This window comes from Paenibacillus sp. MT124, assembly GCF_058792755.1.
Genome location: NZ_CM179500.1, coordinates 4121783 through 4143420, shown reverse-complemented (window position 1 = coordinate 4143420; position 21638 = coordinate 4121783). Strand labels below are relative to the sequence as shown.

The following is a 21638-nucleotide window of genomic DNA, read 5'->3' as shown; positions in this document are numbered from 1 at the left end:
CGACCAGGTCAACCAGGGAGCCTTTTTTTGTCCGAACAACCTGAAACAAAGAGAATATTCAAACATTTGATTGATAGGTGGTCTTTTATTCCTGTTAATGACGCATTAAGGAGAAAGTAGCCTGAATATGGTCAGTTATTCGCTTTGCCGCGAATGGGGGACGGTGATAAACTTCATAAATGTTCATACCGTTTTTGAACGAGACAAGAGGAGGAGAAACATGGATGTTCTCAGGCAACTGCAAACCTTTTTTTGGGAAAAGCGCACGTATTTATTTGTATCAATCTTGTTCCTCGCCATAGCGACTGCGCTCGGGCTGGTGTATCCGAATTTGCTCAGGGTACTGATTGATGATGTAATTATACCGCGCAATTTTGAAGACGTTCCCATACTTGCTTTAACCGTGTTAGGTGTTGTGATTTTGAAAGCGGGAATGCAGTTTTTACACGGATTCTATGGAGGACGCCTTGGTAACTTCCTGGCGTACCGACTGCGTAACGCATGTTACGAAAAGCTTCAGTTTTTATCCTTCCGGTATTATGATACGGCCAAGACGGGTGATCTGATGTCCCGCCTCACGGGAGACCTGGAAGCCATCCGCAACTTTATCGGATTTGGCTTTGCACAGATTCTCAACATGGTTTTGATGGTCGTATTCGGCGCAATTATGATGATGACGATGAGTTGGCAGCTTACCTTGCTGACACTCATATGTATTCCTCTGCTTGCCTTTGTTGCGCTACGATTTGAATCCCAGATCCACCCTGCATTCCAGGAGATGCGACTGGCGCTCAGTTCATTGACGACAGCCGTACAGGAAAATATCACTGGAGTGCGTACCGTAAAATCTTTTGCACGTGAGCCTTACGAAGTGGAGAAGTTTTCCACACGCAACGAGCGTTACAAAACGAATCAGATCCATGCTGCAACATTGTGGAGTCGCTATTTTCCCATTATGGAAATTCTTGCTTCTGTAAGCGTTGTACTCCTTCTGGTCATCGGAGGAAGAATGGTTATTAATCAAACGTTGTCACTTGGTCAACTCGTTGCCTTTTTCAGTTTGATCTGGTACATAATCGGACCTATGTGGAACCTTGGATTCCATATCAATAACTATACACAATCCAAAGCTTCTGGCGAACGGGTGCTGGAACTGTTGAATACACCGGTGGACGTGCAGGAGACAGAAGATCCAATCATTGTCGAGGCTGATCAGGTTAAGGGGCATGTAACGTTTGATTCCGTAACCTTTGCGTATGGCAATAAAATGGCGGCCGTAACCGATATCAATTTTGATGCACCTCCGGGTACGGTTATCGGTTTCCTGGGAGGCACAGGTTCCGGTAAGTCCACCATTATTCAGCTCTTGATGCGTGCGTATAACGTGAATTCGGGAACCATCAAGCTGGATGGCAAAAATATTAAGGACATGGGGATACGCAGCTTGCGCAGCCAGATCGCTTCTGTCTTTCAGGAAACGTTCCTGTTCTCCTCCAGCATACGCAACAATATCTCGTATGGTCTCAAAAATGTAAGCATGGATGAGATTATTCGGGCAGCGAAGCTGGCCAAAGCACATGATTTCATTATGGAGTTTCCGGACGGATATGACACGGTTGTTGGTGAACGAGGCATGGGCCTGTCCGGGGGTCAGAAACAGCGGATTGCGATCGCTAGAGCTTTGCTCATAAATCCGAAAATTCTGGTACTTGACGATGCGACCAGTGCGGTCGATATGGAGACCGAGCATGAGATCCAGTCCGGTTTCCAGGAAGTTATGCGAGGAAGAACAACCTTTATCATTGCACACCGGATATCATCACTGCGACATGCAGATGAGATCCTGGTACTGGATGAAGGGCGTGTCGTTCAGCGCGGTACACACAAACGTCTTATTGAAGAACCTGGACCATATCAGGATGTTTACAAAATTCAATACGCAGACTACATCGCCCGCGGTAAGCGGGAGGCTGGGGAGCAGGTGAACTCATGAGTGCCGAAACGGTAGCAGACAGGCGCGAGGTCAAAGGGACCTCTGAAAAGAATATAAATGAACGATTCGTCTATCAGGACGATGAGATCATTGAGAAACCGTTTAACTGGAAAGAATTTGGACGTTTGTTCGGCTATATGAAACCTTACGCAAGGCAGCTTCTGCCGCTGATCATATTGATGATGATTTTGGGTACGATCACGAAATTATCGGTTCCTTTCTTGATCAGTCTGGCGATTGACAGAGCCATAGCACCGGAGAGTGGACTGCCAAGCATGACCCTGTTATATATTATTGGGGGTTCGGTACTCCTGCTGTATCTCATTCAATGGGCTGCCAATACGTACCGGATCAAATTAACCAATATTATAGGACAGCGGGTTATTTATGACCTTCGATCGGATCTGTTCAAACATATTCAGAAACTGTCCTTTAACTTTTTTGACAAAAGACCGGCGGGGTCCGTACTCGTTCGTGTCACGAATGATATCAACTCATTACAGGATTTGTTCACCAATGGTGCAGTCAACGTCATGATCGACTGCGTGCAGTTATTGGGAATTATCGTCATCTTGATGCTCATCAACTGGAAACTCGGCCTTGCCGTTATTATTACGGTACCGATCATGTTTATTATCTCCACCAAGCTGCGCGTATTGATCCGTCGTGCCTGGCAGGATGTACGCATGAAGAACTCCCGCATCAACTCCCACTTGAATGAATCCATTCAGGGGATTCGCGTGACTCAGGCGTATACACAGGAAAAAGAAAACATGAAATACTTTGACAACATGAACATGTCCAGCAAAAAATCATGGGACAAAGCATCAGCCATGAACCAGGGCTTTGGACCGCTTATTGAAATTACCGGCGGTTTCGGTACATTGATCCTGTTCTGGTTTGGTGCCTACCTGATTCAAGATGGTCAGTTAACTGTAGGTTTGCTTGTAGCCTTCGCCAACTATGTCGGTAACTTCTGGGATCCGATTAACCGTCTGGGTCAGATGTACAATCAATTGCTGGTAGCCATGGCTTCCTCCGAACGCATTTTCGAATTCATGGATGAGGAACCAAGCATTGCGAACAAACCGGGTGCGAAGCCGATTCCTTCTATTAAAGGCGATATCGTTTTTGACAATGTCGTTTTTGAATACGAGAAAGGCAGGCAGGCGCTTAAGGGAATCAGCTTTAAGGTTGCAGCAGGGGAGTCCATTGCACTGGTTGGTCACACCGGCTCAGGAAAAAGTACAATTATCAACCTGATTAGCCGCTTCTATGATATTTCCGGAGGAAGACTAACGATTGACGGCCATGATATACAGGATATTACGGTTGAGAGTCTGCGCAGTCAGGTAAGCATTGTCTTGCAGGATACCTTTATCTTTTCCGGAACGATTCGAGACAATATTCGATTTGGTAGACTGGATGCAACAAATGAAGAAGTGGAGGAGGCTGCGAAGGCGGTCAATGCCCACGAATTTATTATGAAGCTGCCTGGTGGATATGATACGGAGGTTGAAGAAAGAGGAAACGTGCTGTCCATGGGACAACGGCAGCTGTTGTCCTTCGCCCGTGCCTTGCTCGCGGATCCACGGATTCTTATTTTGGATGAAGCAACAGCAAGCATTGATACCGAGACAGAGCTCAAAATTCAGGAAGCACTGAAAGTGCTGCTTAAAGGCAGAACCTCTTTCATGGTTGCTCACCGACTCTCGACGATCCGGAATGCAGATAACATTATTGTGCTCGATCACGGTGAAATCAAGGAAGAAGGAAACCATGAGCAACTTATTCAGAAACAAGGCGTTTATAATGGTCTCATCGAAGCGCAATACAAATTTTTATAAAATGAATTCTGGCTTATGTATGCTTTAGATTTTTGTGACTGATGCACATGACACTCCAGCACCCTATAACCCTGGTTTTCCTTCAAGATAAGCAAATGGTTTCATTGAAGGCAGGAAATAGGAATGCCCGGAGTGTCTTTTTTTATTCAAAAGGTGCTGTGCGGGCCATTTGCGAAGGGGAACGTGTATGGCTGCTCCTACAGGCGCTTAGTTCATTCACGGAACTGTGTTATATTCTAAGAATTACCGAAAAAACGTATCGGGACGGCTGGAGGGAGAACGATGCAAGCAGTACATAGCGAAATCCAATTAAAACGTTTTGACAAACTGGATCATCTTCACTTTAAGCTCATTCATGTGGATCAACCTGACACAAGCGATTATGCAAGAAATTGGTGTCTGAGAAAACACTTCCTGGACACATATATGTTATTGTTTATGGCTAGTGGACAGGGCTGGTTAACAGTAGATGGCAAATTTATTGAATTGCGCGCAGGAGCGTGGTACATCGGACTGCCTGGGCAGTTGGTTGAGGCAAATGTCCATTCACTGGATGAGAGAGGGGTGTATCATATGAACTTCGAAGTGATGCACTTGGAGGAACAAAATGATTACGCAGTTCTCGATATTATGAAGCAGCTTCTGGGGGATCAGTTTAACGTTGAGGTCATGTGTGCTTCGACGGTTGCGGCTCGTGTGCTCTGTCAGACGATCTATAAGCAAGCGCTGAGTAAGAATGGTCTGCAAAGGTATGATGGTCAAATTCGTTTTCAGGAATTACTGCACACAATGTTCAACGATGTGTTAAGAGCAGAAGAGCTTTTTTCCGCTTCACCCATAGAACATGTGAAGGACTACATCGAACAAAATTATATGAACAAAATAACGATTCAGGAGCTGGCGACCGTTGCACGAATGAGCTCTCGTCACTTCATGCGCCTATTCAAAAAAAGATATGGTTGCAGTGCGATGGACTATTTGACCTTTTTCCGAATCAAGCAAGCTCAGATTTTAATGAGAAACGATCACAATCATCGACTCAAGGATGTTGCGTCATATGTGGGCTATCCGGATGAAATGTACTTCCGTCGTAAATTCAAGCAAATCTCGGGTATTCCACCAGCAGCATTTATACAGGCCAGCAAGCAAAAAATAGCAGCTGTTCATTCCTTGAGCATAGGAACTCTCCTTGCCTTGCAGACTATTCCTTGTGCCGCAAAGGCAAGTCATCCATGGACTGATTATTACAGACGCAAATATGAAACGGACAGAGTCATACCGCTGGCTGAGTTGGAAGCCATCTGGCTGGAGCAGCTTCGCATGGTTGATCCGGATTATATCATCACCGTTGAGGGAGAAATGTCGGACACTTTGGCTCATCAGCTTCGTTCCATTGCGCCAGTATGCATCATTCCGCAGGACAAGGGGGATTGGCGGGATCACCTGAGATATGTTGCGCGTTTTTTGGACAGATCGGATATTGCGGAGGTGTGGCTGCAAAGATATGATGAGAAGTCAGCGATGGTTAGAACACAGCTTGCAGGCAACATTCGAGAAGAACGGCTTCTTGTACTGAGAGTCCATGGCGAAGTGCTGCAGGTGCTGGGGCCGAGGAGCATAGCTTCTGTATTTTATGTGGACATGCAAATGAACGGTCCTGAAGGGATAGAGGCATTATGGGAGCTGGGAACACTGAAAGTTACTGAGCTGTCGAAGCTCTCAATAGATAGAATGCTGTTGATCGTGGAAGAAGATGAAAAGTCCAAACAAACGTGGAGCGCTCTTCAAAACTCTGAAGCATGGAATGATACGACAGCAGTCCAAAATGGATGCATCGATATACTCATGCCGAGCGTTCTGCTGGATTACACTGCGTTTACTCATGAACTGATGCTGGATGAGATATTAAAGCTCTGGCAAGATCGTCCATAGCAAAAAGTCCGAATCGTCAATATCATGCAGGAACGAAATTTAATATACTACTCCTATATCTAAATGATAATGATAATTATTATTAATCAATCATTATCACATCTCATTGACATATAGGGGGTACATACGAAGTGAAGTTCAAAGGGTTTACAGTGGTGTGTGCAATTTTGATTTTACTTATGATTTCCGCCTGTATTCCGAACAGTCAGAAGGTGTCTTCAAGTGAAGCACAAGAAACAGGAGCGTCTCATCCATCAGCAGCAGGAGCTGACAAGGTTAAAGTGGTCCATACTGAGATGGGCGACATTACTATACCAGAATCACCACAACGGGTAATCGCTCTGTCGGTTGTATACCCGGAGTTGTTATATGCACTCGGTATCGTACCTGTGGCTGTGCAGAACTATCATTCCGAGTTTCCCGCATATCTGCAAGAGCCATTCTCCAATACGTTGAAGATGGGCATAGCAAGAACACCTGACTTTGAAGCGATTCTTGATGCTGGCCCTGACTTGATTATTGCTCCTGTCTGGTGGTCGAAAAAGGACTATGATCAGCTATCGCAGATTGCTCCCACCGTGCTGCTGCCAGAGCAAGATGACTGGCGGGATGAACTGCGTGGGATAGCAGCGATTCTGGGGAAAGAGGAGCAGGCCGAACAGGTGATGCAAACCTTGGAGCAGCATGAGAAACAAGGCGCCGAAACGCTGCACACCCTGATTGGTGACGAGACTGTGCTGTACATCAGAGTGATGGAGAAGGAAATTATATTACACGGCGAGAGCATTGATCGGGGAAGATTTGTCCATAAGCAGTTGGGTTTGAGACCGCTCCCTAACTTTCCTGAATCAGAAAATGCAATGTCCGTATCCTTGGAAGTATTGCCCGAATACGATGCAGATCATCTGATCGTACAACTGGATGATGAGACGAACAAGGAAATAAAAAGCAGGTTTGACGAGATGTTAACCACCTCACTGTGGAAGAATCTAAAGGCGGTCAAGAATGATCATGTCTATATGGTCGGTGGAAAGGAATGGTTCAATCTGGGAATGTCTCCGCTTGCCAACAGTTATGTGATTGATGATATCGTTGCTGCTTTTAAGGAGAAAAACAAATAAGGTTAACGGTATTATTGCCAGAGCTGCATTCGATTGATAAAACCAGAACGGATGTGTCCGAAATGCATGAAGAAGACATTTATGATGTGACAATCATTGGCGGCGGCCCTGCAGGCATGTATGCGGCCTTCTATGCGGGTATGCGCGAAATGAAAGTGAAACTGATTGAAGGCAAAGATCGGCTTGGCGGGTTTCTGCATACCTATTCGGATAAAACGATATGGGATGTGGGCGGAGTGCCACCTATGAAATGCTCCCGATTGATTGAGTGGCTCGTCCAGCAGGCAACCACTTTTGAACCGACTGTTGTGTTGAAGCGTAGTGTAGACAGATTCACTCGTCTGGACAGCGGACTATTCGCCATGCAAACTGACGATGGCGAGTTGCATTATACAAGATCCATTATTATCGCAATAGGTCGAGGAATCGCTGAAGTTCAAAGACTCGACATGGAAGAAGCCAGTGAATATGAGCGGAGCAATCTCCATTATACGGTGCAAAATCCGGAACGATTTAAGGGTAAACATGTGTTGATCTCGGGAGGAGGCAATAGTGCTGTTGACTGGGCTATCGAACTCGCGGAACAAGCTCAAACAGTAACGGTTGTTCACCGTCAAACGGAATTTCGCGCCATGGAACGAAACGTGAAACACATGAAAGACATAGCAGATGTGCGTACACCTTATCAAATTACACGGTTACAGGGGAATGGGGAACGCATACATCAGGTGGTTATAACTCACGTAGACACCGGGGAGAATGATTTGCTCGAAGTGGATGAAGTCGTGGTTAATCATGGGTACACAAGCCACGTCAGTGACATTGCCCGTTGCGGTCTGGAGATGAGCGAAGGCATGATTGCAATGAGCCATCTTGCAGAGACCAACATACCCGGTATTTTTTCGGCAGGAGATTGTGCAACCCATGAGAGTAAAGTACGACTGATTGCCGGTGCTTTTAATGATGCGATTGTGGCAGTAAACAGTGCGAAACAGTACTTGAATCCGAAGGCGCCCAAGATGGCCTATGTTTCTTCACATAATGACATCTTCCGAGAGAAAAATCGGCATATTACAGGCTGCTGAACTCTTGGGAAGAAGGCAAGATAAGGTTCATTGACGATCTCTGATCAATATTACAATCACATCCTTGATTTTGGGAGGAATGGAAAGAGTATCGAATCTGTGAACGGTAATTGTAAAAATTGATCGAAAAAACACAAAAAATCTTGTAAAATTCACAAGAAAAATAGGGAGCACCCTTGCAATCTTTAACCAAAACCCCGAAAATAGAGAGACAGATATAGAAGATTTCTCTTTGGGAGGATTGGAAAGAACATGTGGGGTGCTCCTTTTACGGCTCAAGCCAAAAAAATGCTACTGCTGGGTAGCGGAGAATTGGGAAAAGAGGTCGTTATTGAGGCCCATCGACTGGGAGTTGAAACGATCGCTGTTGATCGTTATGACAATGCACCTGCCATGCAGGTAGCACACCGGTCTTACTGCATCGACATGTTAGATGCCGAAGCTTTGAAACAATTGATCCGTAAGGAAAAACCTCATTACATCGTACCGGAGATCGAAGCGATTGCGACAGAAGCCTTGTTGGAGCTTGAAGAAGAGGGATTTTGTGTTGTGCCGACGGCACGTGCTGCCCGTTTAACCATGGATCGCGAAGGCATCCGGCGTTTGGCGGCAGAACAATTGAAACTTCCGACAGCAGCCTATCTATTTGCGAACAACTTGGAAGAGCTTCAAGAAGCCGTTCGTGAACTGGGTACACCTTGTGTGATCAAACCATTGATGAGTTCTTCCGGTAAAGGGCAGAGTGTATGCCGCACGCCGGATGACGTGGAGAATTGCTGGAATATCGCTCTTTCTGGAGCTCGCGGCAAATCTGTACGTGTCATCGTGGAGAGCTTTGTGAAATTTGACAGTGAAATAACGCTGCTCACCGTAAGATCTGTATCAGGAACTGTATTTTGTCCTCCGATTGGTCACATTCAGAAGGATGGAGATTATGTCGAATCTTGGCAGCCGCATGCAATGACTCCGCAGCAATGGGAGCAAGCTTGTCATATTGCCAAGTCTGTAACCGATGAGTTAGGTGGTTATGGGCTGTTCGGTGTCGAACTATTCTTGACTTCGGACGGTGTTGTGTTCAGCGAGGTATCACCTCGTCCGCATGATACAGGTATGGTTACCATGGTAACGCAAGATAGCTCCGAGTTTGCGCTGCATGTGCGTGCAATTCTGGGTTTCCCTGTAACAGATGTACATCTGCTTACACCTGGAGCCTCAGCTACGCTGAAGGCCAATCATGAAACATCCGACTTTACTATAGGCGGGATTGAAGAAGCACTGGCTCTTCCACGTACGCAGGTTCGTGTATTTGGCAAACCTGAGGTCAAAGTGGGACGCCGGATGGCTGTGGCACTTAGTGCTGGTCACGATGTGGAAGAAGCTCGAAAAACGGCGGTTCAAGCCGCAAATATGCTGAAAGTGGAGGTAAATCATGTCCAATAATGCCCAGGCCCCTGTACTGACGATCCGAGAGTGTGAACTGCGAGATGCTGAAGCGGTAACGGGACTGATGCGAGAGGTCAGCTATCCGACAACAGCCAATGTTATGAAAGAGCGCATTGAAGGTTTGGAGAGTAATCCAAACGCGTGCATGCTTGTTGCCGAAGTGGATGAACAAATTATTGGTATGATCGGCTTGCAATGTGTGCAAAGTCATGCCTATCCAGAACCTGCCGCTCAAATTACGTCCTTGATTGTAGGGCAAGAGTACCGTGGAGGCGGAATTGGCCGTCGTCTGATGGCTCGTGCTGAGGACTGGGGCAGACAGCAAGGTGGGAAACAATTGTTTGTCACCGGTGCGAATCGTGAAGTTGCTTCATCAACGTATTCTTTCTATGAGCACATTGGCTTTCAAAAGAGAGGATATCGTTTCAGTAAAGTCCTTCTATAGAAAAGATTCTTCAAAACAAGGTACCTACTCCTCAACCAGGTCGTTGATGTACAGGTAACTCGAGACATTCGGACAAGATGTATTTATTCCGGATGTCTTTTTTTTGGTTAAATAAGGACGCCCCTTAAAGGATGGTTTTCATATATGATAGTTTAGTAGGCTGTTCGCATGAAAAAACTGTTAAGCCTTATACAATTGGGACAGGCAATGAGGTTATCATGTATTTGGTACCTAGCAAAACGATAATCCAACTGCACCTACGTAAATAGGTTCATGTCCTTAAAGCGTGACTTAAACATTTAAACCAGTTTGATGCTTTTGAAACGAAGCTAAAGATTACAAAAAAGTAACTTTTCCATAATTTATAGGTTCACATCACTCGTATGAATTGGTATACTGCTAGAGTATTGATTACAAAGTTGTAACTAATTAATTTTCGAGGAGATGAATGAATTTGAAAAAGAACTTGTTGAAAACCGTCGTCGCTGGAAGTCTGACAGCTGTACTGGCCGTAGGAATTATGCTCCCTGCTTCTGCTTCTGCGGCAGAGGTGTCCACATATAAAGCTACAATTAAACTTACGGATGCAACTAGCCTGAAAACATTGCTTGAAAAGTGGATGAAGGATAACGGAATTACGGTATCGAATGGTCAGGTTGTTAAACAACCGACAACAAAACCAGAAACAACAAAACCAGAAACAACAAAACCAGAAACAACAAAACCAGAAACAACAAAACCGTCTCAACCAACGCAAGAAGAGAAACCGGCTCCTGCACCAACGGAAAAACCTGAGAACAGCGGAAGCACAGGCAACACAGGCAACACAGGTAATACAGGTAATACAGGTAACAACACAAGCAACAGTGGTAGTGAGTCGGCTCAATCCGATTTTGCAGCACAGGTTGTAAAATTGGTGAACGCTGAGCGTGCCAAAGCAGGTCTGAGCGCACTGGCATCCGATGCACTTCTAGATAAAGTCGCACTTGCCAAAGCAAAAGACATGAGCAACAACAACTATTTTGATCACCAATCACCAACGTATGGTTCTCCTTTTGATATGATGAAACAATTTGGAGTGACTTACAGCTACGCTGGTGAAAACATCGCCAAAGGTCAAAAAACGCCTCAGGAAGTAGTTACTGCATGGATGAACAGTGAAGGACACCGTGCGAATATCCTGAGCAAAAACTTTACTCAAATCGGTGTTGGGTACTACAACGGTTACTGGGCTCAAGAATTTATCGGCAAATAAGTCATTTGAATGAATAACGTTCAGATTTAAATCGAAGAAAAAGGTTATGTCCGCGCAGCGAAATCTGTGTGAGGCATAGCCTTTTTCCATTTATAAAATTAAAAAAGAATAGAGCGGCAAAATTTGCAAATTAACGACAGAACATTTATGTTATTTAGAAAAAGCGTCATCTTAATGTAAAACCATTTTAAATTATAAGCACCCAACCAGGTGTACATGAGCGGAGATGTGATGCATGAAAAGAAAAACCCTTGATTCAGCGCCATGGATCTGGAGAATAATCAGTACGGTGTCCATTTTGGCAACGCTTCTGCTATTATTCGGTTTTGGTTATGCCATAAAAGACGTCATCTATCCTGAGGGGGATTCAGCTTTAGGGACAGGGCAGTCGACTAAAACACCGGCTGATGAGGCCAGCAAACCTGCAGCTCCAGTTGATGATGGTAAAATTCGAATGGCCGTTATTGGTGATTCTCTGGCTAGGGGCACGGGGGATGATGAAGGACTGGGCTTTGTAAGGCGTGCAGGGAATATTTTAAAGGAACAGGGACATGATGTTCAGGTTTTGAACAACCTGGGAGTCAATGGCCTGAGAACGGATGCATTACTAAGTAAACTGGATGAACAGGGTGTACGCTATGTACTCCAGCAGTCCAACTTTATTTTATTGTCCATCGGAGCTAATGATCTCTTTCAGGGTGGACAGGTATTGCAGGGGGAGGATCCGCCGACCGCCGAAAAGCTGGCTGCAGCATTGCCTGAAACGTCCAAGCGTCTCCAGGAAATCTTGAAGAAAGTTAAGGAGATCAATCCGGAAGCACAGATTGCGTACATAGGTTTATACAACCCGTTTGGTGATGTGAAGGAGCTGGAGGTTCCCGGTAATGCGGTTGTAGCTGCATGGAATGATGCTGCGCTCCAAATCTTGAACCAAGAGGATAAGATGACGCTTGTACCCACCTTTGATCTGTTTGAAAATCATCTGGGCGAGTATCTCTCATCCGATCACTTTCACCCGAATGGTGCAGGATACGAGGAGATTGCGGTTCGGATCGCGCAGGAATATCAGGCTGAAACACCGGCAGAAGGGAGCACGAACTAATGGCAGAGCCGCAGAGCGATTATGTACTGTCTGTGCAGCATCTTAAGAAAAAAATAGGACGCAAATGGATTATTAAAGATGTCACTTTTGAAGTGAAGCCCGGAGAAATTTTTGGTTTTCTCGGCCCGAACGGAGCGGGGAAAACAACAACCATCCGGATGCTCGTTGATCTGATCAAACCGACAGAAGGCAATATTAAAGTCTGTGGTTACGATGTGAATCGCGATCCTGAGCGTGCTCTTCAATATGTCGGTTCCATCGTGGAAAACCCGGAGGTGTATACATACCTGACAGGTTGGGAGAATCTGGAGCACTTTGCCCGGATGCAGCCTGGTGTTGATCACGCACGTATTCAGGAAGTGGTGGATATTGTCCGTCTGGATCAACGAATTCATGATAAAGTGAGAACCTATTCGTTAGGCATGCGCCAACGGTTGGGTATCGCCCAGGCCCTGCTTGGACGCCCACGTCTGCTGATTCTGGATGAGCCTACCAACGGACTTGATCCCAAAGGGATTAAGGAGCTTCGGGTGTTTATCAAACAACTTGCAAGCGAAGGGATGGCTGTATTTGTCAGCAGTCACCTGTTGAGTGAAATTCAGCTTCTGTGTGACAGGGTCGCGATTATAAGTGCAGGCCGCGTTCTTGCCGTTGGAGGCGTAGATGAATTAATTGAAGATCACTCCAAATTCGCCATTTGGCATCTCTCACCTCTGGAGGAGGGCAGAAAAATGCTGCTTGACGCAGGTATTGCGTTAGTGGATCGCCCTGCCGAGGTGATGGATGATACCATTATCGCAGGGCTCGGATCCAATGCGGTTGTTGCTGAAATGCACGAGGATCGCATATCGGGTCTAGTGAATCAGATGGTACAGTCAGGGATTCGGGTTGAAGGTGTACAGCGGGTTCAGCCGACACTGGAACAATTATTCTTAAAGATGACAGAAGGTGAATCCATTGAGTAATATCATGCCGCTCATCCGAAATGAAACGATTAAGATGGTGAAGAAGAAACGTCTTTATATTATATTTATTGTACTTGCGGTTCTGGTTCCGATGTTTACGTATGCCCAGATGAAATCTGCGGAAAATAACCGCGACAAGTTTGGTGGCGACTGGAGACTTGAACTTCAGCAGGCAATCACGGATAATCAAAATTCACTGGGCAGCGACCGGGTGCCTGAGGAATACAAAAAGTACCGCACGGTTTATATCCAGCAGATGCAATATTATCTGGAAAATGATGTGAATCCAGAGGAGCCCAATGGTGTAACCTTTACCCGGGAATTCATGAATAATGCCGTTGGCTTGTTTATTCCACTGCTTATTATGGCCATTGCCTCGGATCTGGTGTCGGGTGAGCGCACAACAGGTACCATCAAGATGCTGCTGACTCGTCCGGTCAAACGCTGGAAGGTACTGCTCAGCAAACTGGTCACCCTGATTATGTTTGTGTCTATAATCGTCGTATCTGCGTATATTATCTGTTACGTTATATCAGGTGCAGTATTCGGATATAAAGGTTTCGGCATGCCGATCTTTACCGGATTCAAGGTTGTGGGTACCGATGTGGATCTGTCTGCCGTACACGCCGTGGATCAATGGCTGTATCTTCTCATGCAGGCTGGATTGATATGGTTTGTGAGCGTCATTGTGGCCATTCTGGCTTTCATGGTATCCGTACTGGTTCGCAGCACGGCTGCAAGTATTGTTATTATGATGGCCGCGCTTATCGCAGGAACCATTCTCACGAATATGGCTGCCTCTTGGCAGTCAGCCAAATACCTGTTCATGGTTAATCTGGAACTTCCGGATTATTTGTCCGGCGGATTGCCACCGATTGAAGGAATGAATTTGGGTTTTTCCCTTATTGTGCTTAGTGTTTGGGGCATTGCCTCACTCATTGTGTCATTCCTTGTCTTTACGAAACGGGATATCTTGAATTAAAATGGACAAGGATAAGAAAACATCTGTTTGCATTTTAGGTATTTTTTCAGTTGCAAGTTAAGAAGGGGGAGCATGAATGGTCGAGCAAATCGATATGTCGGCAGGTTCGACAGGCGGAGGACAAGGGTCTTCAGGCTACGACGCGGACGACATTCAAGTACTTGAAGGACTGGTAGCGGTTCGGAAACGGCCCGGGATGTACATCGGCAGCACCAGTACTTCAGGTCTGCATCATTTGGTATGGGAAATTGTGGACAACGCTGTCGACGAGCATCTCGCCAAATTCTGCTCCAAAATCGATATCACGCTGCATAAGGACGGTTCTATTACGGTTCAGGATAACGGAAGGGGAATTCCGACAGGTATACATAAAACAGGGATTCCTACTCCCCAGGTCGTGTTTACGATTTTGCACGCAGGCGGAAAGTTCGGTGGATCAGGATATAAGAAATCAGGCGGACTGCACGGCGTAGGTGCTTCGGTTACGAACGCTTTGTCAGAGTGGCTTGAAGTCGAAATCTTCCGTGATGGCAAGATTCATCGTCAACGTTTTGAATATTGGCAGGACAAAAAGGGTGTCGAACATGTTGGAGAGCCGGTAACGGGACTCGAAGTACTCGGGAATACTAATCGGACAGGGACCAAAGTAACGTTTAAACCCGATATACGAGTCTTCCAAAATGGCATTCAATTGAACTATGATACACTGGCAGAACGGCTTCAGGAAATTGCATTTCTGAACTCGGGCCTGAAAATTGTTCTGAAAGACGAACGGTCAGGCAATCAGGATGAGTATATGTATGAAGGCGGAGCAAGCCAGTTTGTTGCGTATTTGAACGAAAATAAAGATGTGCTGCATGATGTCATTCACTTCTATGCGGAGAAGGACGACATCGAGGTGGAAGTGGCAATCCAGTATAACGCAGGGTATACCGAAACGCTGGCTTCGTTTGTTAACTCGATCCCGACCAGGGGCGGCGGTACACATGAGACCGGATTCAAGACGGCGTATACCCGTGTGATGAACGACTATGCAAGACGTACCAACATGATTAAGGAAAAAGATAAAAATCTTGAGGGTAATGATCTGCGAGAAGGCATGATGGCTGTCATCAGCGTAAAAATGTCCGAAGTTGAATTCGTTGGACAAACGAAAGATCAACTCGGTAGCGCTTCCGCTCGAAGTGCGGTCGATTCGGTCGTTTCGGAGAACATGCAGCGGTTTTTGGAAGAAAACCCGCAGGTGGCTCAGACGTTGATTCGCAAAGCGGTTCAGGCTTCGAAGGCAAGAGAAGCTGCACGCAAGGCCCGTGACGAGATGCGTACAGGCAAAAAGCGCAGTGAAAGTTCCAACCTGAACGGCAAGCTGACTCCGGCTCAATCCAAGGATTTTACCCGAAACGAGCTGTTTATTGTTGAAGGTGATTCCGCGGGAGGCTCGGCCAAACAGGGGCGCGATTCGAAGATTCAAGCCATACTGCCTCTGAAAGGAAAACCACTCAATCCGGAAAAAGCAAAGCTGGCGGATATCCTCAAAAACGAGGAATATCGTGCGATAACGGCTGCAATCGGAGCGGGGATTGGGACTGAATTTGCCGTTGAAGACAGCAATTATTCCAAAATCATAATCATGACCGATGCGGACACGGATGGGGCACATATTCAGGTGCTGCTGCTGACTTTCTTTTACCGTTATATGAAACCTCTGATTGACCAAGGTAAAGTGTTTATTGCACAGCCGCCATTGTATAAGCTCACCCGCAAGTCCGGTAAAATGGCAAGTGTTCGCTACGCTTGGACGGATGATGAGCTGGCGAATTACATGAAGGAGTTTGGAAACAACGTCGAACTTCAACGTTATAAAGGTCTGGGTGAGATGAATCCAGACCAGCTGTGGGAAACGACGATGAATCCGGAGACACGGACGCTGCTCAAGGTGGAGATTGTAGATGCTGCCAAAGCGGAGCGCCGTGTGTCAACACTTATGGGTGATAAGGTCGATCCGCGTAAACGCTGGATTGTAGAGAACGTCGACTTTACAGAGTACGAAGAATAGAAGGTGCTTGGAATGAGTCTATCAGAACAATTTTTGCCGGCCTTTCTCGAAGAGGTCGTCGGTGACCGGTTCGGTCGCTACTCCAAATATATTATTCAGGATCGGGCCATTCCCGATGTTCGGGATGGGTTAAAACCCGTGCAGCGTCGTATTCTATACGCCATGTACGATTCCGGTAATACGCCTGAAAAGCCTTATCGTAAATCTGCAAAAACCGTCGGTGATGTGATGGGTAACTACCATCCCCATGGTGACTCATCCATCTATGATGGTATGGTGCGGATGGCACAACCTTGGAAAATGGGCCATGTGCTCGTAGACGGTCATGGTAACTGGGGATCACAGGATGATGACCCGGCTGCAGCGATGCGGTATACAGAGGCCCGATTGTCGCCGATCGCCATGGAGATGCTGCGAGATATCGAGAAACGGACCGTTCTGTTTAAGGACAATTTCGATAATACAGCCAAAGAGCCGGTTGTGCTGCCATCTCGTTATCCCAACCTACTGGTTAATGGCGTAAGTGGGATTTCTTCCGGCTTTGCAACCGAGATACCAACGCATAATCTGCGTGAAGTCATTGATGCCTGCATCGCAGTGATGGAAAAACCATCGATTGAGCTGGACGAGATCATGATGTTCATGAAAGGCCCGGATTTTCCTACAGGCGGCTTAATCATGGGTGGCGAAGGTATTCTGGATGCTTATCGGACAGGCAAAGGAAGAATTTACATTCGCTCGAAAACGGATATCGAGAATATGCGCGGTGGCAAACAGCAGATTGTCATCACCGAAATTCCATATCAGGTGGTAAAATCCAGACTTGTTACAGCCATGGAGAATATTCGACTTGAGAAAAAAGTAGAAGGTATTGCCGAAGTTCGCGATGAGAGTGGACGTGACGGTCTGCGTATCGTGGTTGAATTGAAAAAAGAAGCGGATGCGCAAGGTATTCTGGCTTATTTACTGAAAAAAACCGATCTTCAGGTAACCTACAATTTTAACATGGTTGCCATCGTGAACAAGGCACCTCAACAGCTTGGGTTGAAATCCATTCTGGAAGCCTATATTGCCCATCAGCGTGAGGTTGTGACATTCCGGACCAAGTATGAGCTTGAGAAAGCGGAAGACCGTGCACACGTGCTGGAGGGTCTGGTCAAGGCGCTGAACATTCTTGATGAAGTTATCGCAGCAATCAAGGCATCCAAAAATCGCCAGGACGCGCAAAATAATCTGATGTGGATGTTCGGATTCTCGGAGCGCCAGGCGGATTCAATCTTGACGCTGCAGCTGTACCGTTTGACCAATCTGGAGATCACATCCCTCCAGAAGGAGCTTGACGATCTGATGAAAAAGATTGCCCAGTTACGCTCCATTCTGGATAGCGATCGCAAGCTAATTGGTGTCATCCGCAAAGAATTGATGGAGATCCGGGAGAAATACGGGATCGACCGTCGTTCGGCCATTCAGGGTGAGGTGGAAGAACTTAAGGTTAATCTGGAAGTCCTCGTCAACGCGGAAGATGTATTTGTTACATTATCCAAAGAGGGCTATGTGAAACGTACGGGCATGCAGTCCTTTACTCGTTCAGGCGGCGAGCGCAACGGAAGCGGTGTAAAGGAAGGCGACTATATTTCACAGGTGCTTGAAGTTAATACGCTTGAAAACCTGCTCGTGTTCACGCAAAAAGGCCAGTACTTTTTGCTGCCTGTTCACCAGGTGCCGGAATTCAAGTGGAAAGATCCCGGAACAGCCATTGTCAATGTCATCCCGTTAGCGAAGGATGATCGTATCGCGAGTGTGCTCGCAGTCAAGTCCTTCGAAGAAGAAGGTCACAGTCTCGTCTTCGTTACACGTAAGGGACAGGTGAAGCGTACTGAGCTGAAAGAGTACATCACCAAACGTTCCGGAGCTGTAGCTGCTTGCAAAGTGGGTAAGGACGATGAGGTATTGTCGGTACATCTAAGCACAGGTGGCAAGGACATTATGCTGATCACCAAGGAAGCGATGGCGATCCGTTTCCGTGAAGATGAGGTCAATCCAATGGGACGGGTATCCGGAGGGGTTCGTGGTATTCAGTTAAAAGAGACGGATGAGGTCGTTTCTGCCTTATGGGTAGAAGGAGATGAGGGCGAGATTGCCGTGCTGTCCGACTTGGGCTACGGTAAACGTTCGCTGCTGCTGGACTATGCATTGCAAAGTCGCGGAGGCAAAGGTATTGCCACATTCGAATTCAAAGAAGGCAAGCGTGTGAAACCGAACGGAAGCCGCATAGCTGGGGCCTTCTATTGCAGGGAACAACGAAACGTAACGGTAATGACCAAAGAAGGGCAGGCGTATCCGATTTCTTCTGAAGGTGTACCGATTACGGAACGCAAACATATTGGCAAGCTGCTGGTTCATGTGGATAAACAGGATGAAATCGTGGAACTTCTCATGAATTTCGATGAAAATCAGCCAGCATCAACATCGTAAAATGAGTAAATAGACTTTTTGCACAGCAGTTGACTCTGTCGTGCAAAGAGTCTTTTTTTGTTGTTCAAACTCGGATTAAAAGAGGCTGTCCATGCGAAGTTTAACAACCTTCGTCGATTACGGTCGATCGCTGGGAAATTGAAAAAATGCAGCAGGAATGCGGGTTTTTAGAGCGAAAAGTTAAGCTAGTGAAGTGAAAAACCGGGTTGCAGAGAGGAGCGATTCAAGATGTATAATTCCGATTTTGCCAAGTGCTGGTCAAGGCTCACCAAGGACTATAAGCTGCATATGGATCAGGAACTGGCCCCCTCTTTAACAGAGGCACAGCTGGCTGTATTGGAGGTTCTTGAGGATCATCAGAAAATGAAGCCATCCGATCTGATTCCTTTTTTGGCTACAACACCTGCGGCCGTAACCATGCTGCTTGACCGTATGGAAAAAAACAATTTGATCCGCAGAGATCGGGATGATAACGATCGAAGAATTGTGTGGGTATCCTTATCTGACAAGGGACGAATGGAGACAGAACGTGGCGTTGCCATTCGAAATGATTTCATGAATTCCGTACTTAGCAATATTTCAATGCACAACCAACAGCTGCTTGTCTATCTACTGGGTAAGATGACAGCACCCAAAACAAAGGAGCATGCGTTGTCCTCCACATCCTAATGACAATGATGGACAGGGGCTAATTCATGATGATATGATTTAAAATTAATGCTATACCATAGCACTCCTGCGGATACAAGCTGGAGTGCTATGGTATTTTATTTTGGCTGGAGTGAATTGATTTGTCTGTTTCATAGGGCAATGAATTATTTCAGAAAATTTATATGTAAAGAGTTGACTATGTCATTATTTTTGTTATAATAAATAATTGTTCCCCTGATATTTCGTGTGCGAAATATTATATTCCAAAAGTAAAAAGGGTGAATTAATGATTGATACGTATGAAGTATTCTACATTATCAATTCGTTCCGGCAAGTGAATCAAATGCTGTTTCGGGCATTCTGGAATGAAAACAAGCAGATTGAGTTAACTTCGATTCAATTTATGGTGTTATCCATTTTGAAGGAGCGTCCTTCCATTGGCATCAACGAGGTGGCTGAGCTTTGCCATATGGGCAGCAGTTCCATGAGTGCTGTGGTTGAACGTCTGGTCAAGGGTGAATACATAGTCCGGACACGTTCCCATTCTGATCGCCGATCCGTCATGCTGCAAATTACGGAAAAAGGAGATAAGGCACAGCAGGAAACACACCAGTTGTGGATGGAAAGAGTATCTCCCATATTGGATATTCCAAAAGAAGATCTTGAGCATCTGCTAAGAATTCATACTCAAATGATTGAAAAGTTAGAAGGAAGAGAGATGAACAACCCATGAGTACTACCGCTGCAGCTCCATCCTCTGCGATGGACAACATTAAGAAGGGACCGATTGTAGCCGCGCTGCTAATTGGTGCATTTGTAGCCTTCTTGAACCAAACCCTGATGAACGTGGCTCTTCCTAAAATCATGGAAGATCTCGGTATCGGGGCGAATACAGCCCAATGGCTGACAACGGGATACATGCTTGTCAATGGCGTGTTAATTCCGGTTACGGCTTATCTGATTGCCAGATTTTCAACACGTCAGATCTTTATTACGGCAATGACGTTATTTACATTAGGAACACTCGTCTGCGGAATTAGTCCGAATTTCTCCATTCTGATGGTTGGTCGTGTGATTCAAGCGGCAGGCGCAGGTATTCTGATGCCTCTGATGACTGTCGTTTTCCTGACCATTTTCCCGATCGAGAAACGCGGTCAGGCCATGGGTACAATGGGGATTGCCATGATCCTTGCTCCGGCCATTGGACCAACGCTTTCCGGTTATGTCGTAGAACATTATTCCTGGAGACTGCTGTTCTACATCATCTTGCCATTCTCTGTGATTGCAACAGCAATCGGTATTGCATTTGTCAAAAATGTAACCCGTCAATCCAAACCGAAACTCGATTATCCAGGCGTTGTTTTGTCCACACTTGGATTTGGTAGCTTGTTGTACGGCTTCAGTGATGCTGGTACAGATGGATGGGGAAGCGCAATTGTTATCAGCTGTCTGGTCGTAGGTGCCATATCGCTGATCCTGTTCGTAATTCGTCAACTGACAACGGATCATCCACTGCTGGAGTTCCGTATTTTCAAATACAACATGTACACATTAACTACGATTATTAATATGCTTGTGACCATGGCGATGTTTGCCGGCATGATTTTGCTTCCGATTTTCCTGCAAAATATTCGCGGCTTCTCACCAATTGAATCAGGTTTGCTCATGATGCCTGGTGCGATTCTGATGGGGATTATGTCTCCAATCACAGGCCGTATCTTTGACAAAGTTGGTGCTCGCTGGCTGTCCGTTGCAGGTCTTGCGATTACTGCAATTACGACATGGGGACTCAGCCGCCTGTCGATTGATACAACTTATGGCTACATGATGTTTATCTATACTGCACGGATGTTCGGTATGTCGATGTTGATGATGCCGATTCAGACTGCCGGCTTGAACCAACTTCCACAGCGTCTGAATGCACACGGTACAGCGATGTCCAACACACTTCGTACGGTTGCTGGTGCGATTGGTACAGCCATTCTGGTTACGATCATGAGCAGTAAATTGAAATCCCACCTGGCAGATGCGCTTGCTTTGGGACAGATTAATCCTGAGGATCAAGCTGCTATGCTCGGTGCTACGGCAGATGCAACCATCTACGGGGTAAACTACGCATTTACGGTAGCTACCTGGATGACCGTTGCCGCAATGCTTCTGGCGTTCTTTATCCGTAAGACGAAGCCGGCGATTGAACCGACACCGGTGGAACAGCATCAAAAAGCGAATGCAACAGCTTAAAAATATTATTGGTATTATCGTTTAATATTCATACGATCTACGCTT

General features: G+C 46.1%; 16 protein-coding genes. All 16 read left to right on the top strand.

Going from position 1 to position 21638, the window contains the following annotated elements; genetic code table 11:
• Nucleotides 1–220 precede the first annotated feature (220 nt).
• The 16 genes from AC3RCI_RS18615 (at nt 221) to AC3RCI_RS18540 (ending at nt 21593) form a co-directional block, all read left to right on the top strand.
• Nucleotides 221–1993 (top strand): ABC transporter ATP-binding protein, encoded by a 1773-nt coding sequence (locus AC3RCI_RS18615; protein ID WP_492525960.1) that lies wholly within the window; start codon nt 221–223, stop codon nt 1991–1993.
• Nucleotides 1990–3840 carry an ABC transporter ATP-binding protein gene (locus AC3RCI_RS18610; RefSeq protein WP_492525958.1) on the top strand — a complete coding sequence of 617 codons (1851 nt, stop codon included), beginning with the start codon at nt 1990–1992 and terminating at the stop codon, nt 3838–3840. Before AC3RCI_RS18615 ends, AC3RCI_RS18610 begins: the two co-directional genes overlap by 4 nt.
• Nucleotides 3841–4122: 282 nt before the next feature.
• Nucleotides 4123–5772: an AraC family transcriptional regulator gene (locus AC3RCI_RS18605; RefSeq protein WP_492525956.1), complete on the top strand. Its 1650-nt coding sequence runs from the start codon at nt 4123–4125 to the stop codon at nt 5770–5772.
• A gap of 131 nt (nt 5773–5903) precedes the next feature.
• Nucleotides 5904–6893 carry an ABC transporter substrate-binding protein gene (locus tag AC3RCI_RS18600; protein ID WP_492525954.1) on the top strand — a complete coding sequence of 330 codons (990 nt, stop codon included), beginning with the start codon at nt 5904–5906 and terminating at the stop codon, nt 6891–6893.
• 62 nt (nt 6894–6955) lie between these two features.
• Nucleotides 6956–7978, top strand: a complete 1023-nt coding sequence (locus AC3RCI_RS18595) for an NAD(P)/FAD-dependent oxidoreductase (RefSeq protein ID WP_492525952.1) — start codon at nt 6956–6958, stop codon at nt 7976–7978.
• Nucleotides 7979–8230: 252 nt separating this feature from the next.
• Nucleotides 8231–9418: a formate-dependent phosphoribosylglycinamide formyltransferase gene (gene purT / locus AC3RCI_RS18590; RefSeq protein ID WP_154895694.1), complete on the top strand. Its 1188-nt coding sequence runs from the start codon at nt 8231–8233 to the stop codon at nt 9416–9418.
• A complete protein-coding gene (locus tag AC3RCI_RS18585) occupies nt 9408–9866 on the top strand; it encodes a GNAT family N-acetyltransferase (protein WP_095292715.1) in 459 nt (152 codons plus the stop codon). The genes purT and AC3RCI_RS18585 overlap by 11 nt, the downstream gene beginning before the upstream one ends.
• 454 nt (nt 9867–10320) lie before the next feature.
• The gene (locus tag AC3RCI_RS18580) at nt 10321–11121 is read left to right on the top strand and encodes a CAP domain-containing protein (RefSeq protein WP_492525950.1); all 801 of its coding nucleotides are present in this window, start codon (nt 10321–10323) and stop codon (nt 11119–11121) included.
• A 235-nt stretch (nt 11122–11356) separates the two neighbouring features.
• Nucleotides 11357–12223: a GDSL-type esterase/lipase family protein gene (locus tag AC3RCI_RS18575; protein ID WP_492525948.1), complete on the top strand. Its 867-nt coding sequence runs from the start codon at nt 11357–11359 to the stop codon at nt 12221–12223.
• The gene (locus AC3RCI_RS18570; protein ID WP_336780783.1) at nt 12223–13188 is read left to right on the top strand and encodes an ABC transporter ATP-binding protein; all 966 of its coding nucleotides are present in this window, start codon (nt 12223–12225) and stop codon (nt 13186–13188) included. Before AC3RCI_RS18575 ends, AC3RCI_RS18570 begins: the two co-directional genes overlap by 1 nt.
• Nucleotides 13181–14170 (top strand): ABC transporter permease, encoded by a 990-nt coding sequence (locus AC3RCI_RS18565; RefSeq protein WP_095292704.1) that lies wholly within the window; start codon nt 13181–13183, stop codon nt 14168–14170. Before AC3RCI_RS18570 ends, AC3RCI_RS18565 begins: the two co-directional genes overlap by 8 nt.
• A gap of 76 nt (nt 14171–14246) precedes the next feature.
• The gene (gene parE / locus AC3RCI_RS18560; protein ID WP_127540398.1) at nt 14247–16226 is read left to right on the top strand and encodes a DNA topoisomerase IV subunit B; all 1980 of its coding nucleotides are present in this window, start codon (nt 14247–14249) and stop codon (nt 16224–16226) included.
• A gap of 12 nt (nt 16227–16238) precedes the next feature.
• Nucleotides 16239–18701, top strand: a complete 2463-nt coding sequence (gene gyrA / locus AC3RCI_RS18555) for a DNA gyrase subunit A (protein ID WP_336780784.1) — start codon at nt 16239–16241, stop codon at nt 18699–18701.
• A gap of 228 nt (nt 18702–18929) precedes the next feature.
• Nucleotides 18930–19370 (top strand): MarR family winged helix-turn-helix transcriptional regulator, encoded by a 441-nt coding sequence (locus AC3RCI_RS18550; protein WP_095361860.1) that lies wholly within the window; start codon nt 18930–18932, stop codon nt 19368–19370.
• Nucleotides 19371–19638: 268 nt separating this feature from the next.
• Nucleotides 19639–20085, top strand: coding sequence for a MarR family winged helix-turn-helix transcriptional regulator (locus AC3RCI_RS18545; RefSeq protein ID WP_492525946.1), 447 nt, complete (start codon nt 19639–19641; stop codon nt 20083–20085).
• A complete protein-coding gene (locus AC3RCI_RS18540) occupies nt 20082–21593 on the top strand; it encodes a DHA2 family efflux MFS transporter permease subunit (protein ID WP_492525944.1) in 1512 nt (503 codons plus the stop codon). The genes AC3RCI_RS18545 and AC3RCI_RS18540 overlap by 4 nt, the downstream gene beginning before the upstream one ends.
• Nucleotides 21594–21638: the final 45 nt, after the last annotated feature.

Excerpts from the sequence above, each read along its gene's own strand:
- AC3RCI_RS18615 (WP_492525960.1), top strand. The coding sequence starts at position 221 with ATGGATGTTCTCAGGCAACTGCAAACCTTTTTTTGGGAAAAGCGCACG.
- AC3RCI_RS18610 (WP_492525958.1), top strand. The coding sequence starts at position 1,990 with ATGAGTGCCGAAACGGTAGCAGACAGGCGCGAGGTCAAAGGGACCTCT.
- AC3RCI_RS18605 (WP_492525956.1), top strand. The coding sequence starts at position 4,123 with ATGCAAGCAGTACATAGCGAAATCCAATTAAAACGTTTTGACAAACTG.
- AC3RCI_RS18595 (WP_492525952.1), top strand. The coding sequence starts at position 6,956 with ATGCATGAAGAAGACATTTATGATGTGACAATCATTGGCGGCGGCCCT.
- purT (WP_154895694.1), top strand. The coding sequence starts at position 8,231 with ATGTGGGGTGCTCCTTTTACGGCTCAAGCCAAAAAAATGCTACTGCTG.
- AC3RCI_RS18585 (WP_095292715.1), top strand. The coding sequence starts at position 9,408 with ATGTCCAATAATGCCCAGGCCCCTGTACTGACGATCCGAGAGTGTGAA.
- AC3RCI_RS18575 (WP_492525948.1), top strand. The coding sequence starts at position 11,357 with ATGAAAAGAAAAACCCTTGATTCAGCGCCATGGATCTGGAGAATAATC.
- AC3RCI_RS18570 (WP_336780783.1), top strand. The coding sequence starts at position 12,223 with ATGGCAGAGCCGCAGAGCGATTATGTACTGTCTGTGCAGCATCTTAAG.
- parE (WP_127540398.1), top strand. The coding sequence starts at position 14,247 with ATGGTCGAGCAAATCGATATGTCGGCAGGTTCGACAGGCGGAGGACAA.
- gyrA (WP_336780784.1), top strand. The coding sequence starts at position 16,239 with ATGAGTCTATCAGAACAATTTTTGCCGGCCTTTCTCGAAGAGGTCGTC.
- AC3RCI_RS18550 (WP_095361860.1), top strand. The coding sequence starts at position 18,930 with ATGTATAATTCCGATTTTGCCAAGTGCTGGTCAAGGCTCACCAAGGAC.
- AC3RCI_RS18545 (WP_492525946.1), top strand. The coding sequence starts at position 19,639 with ATGATTGATACGTATGAAGTATTCTACATTATCAATTCGTTCCGGCAA.
- AC3RCI_RS18540 (WP_492525944.1), top strand. The coding sequence starts at position 20,082 with ATGAGTACTACCGCTGCAGCTCCATCCTCTGCGATGGACAACATTAAG.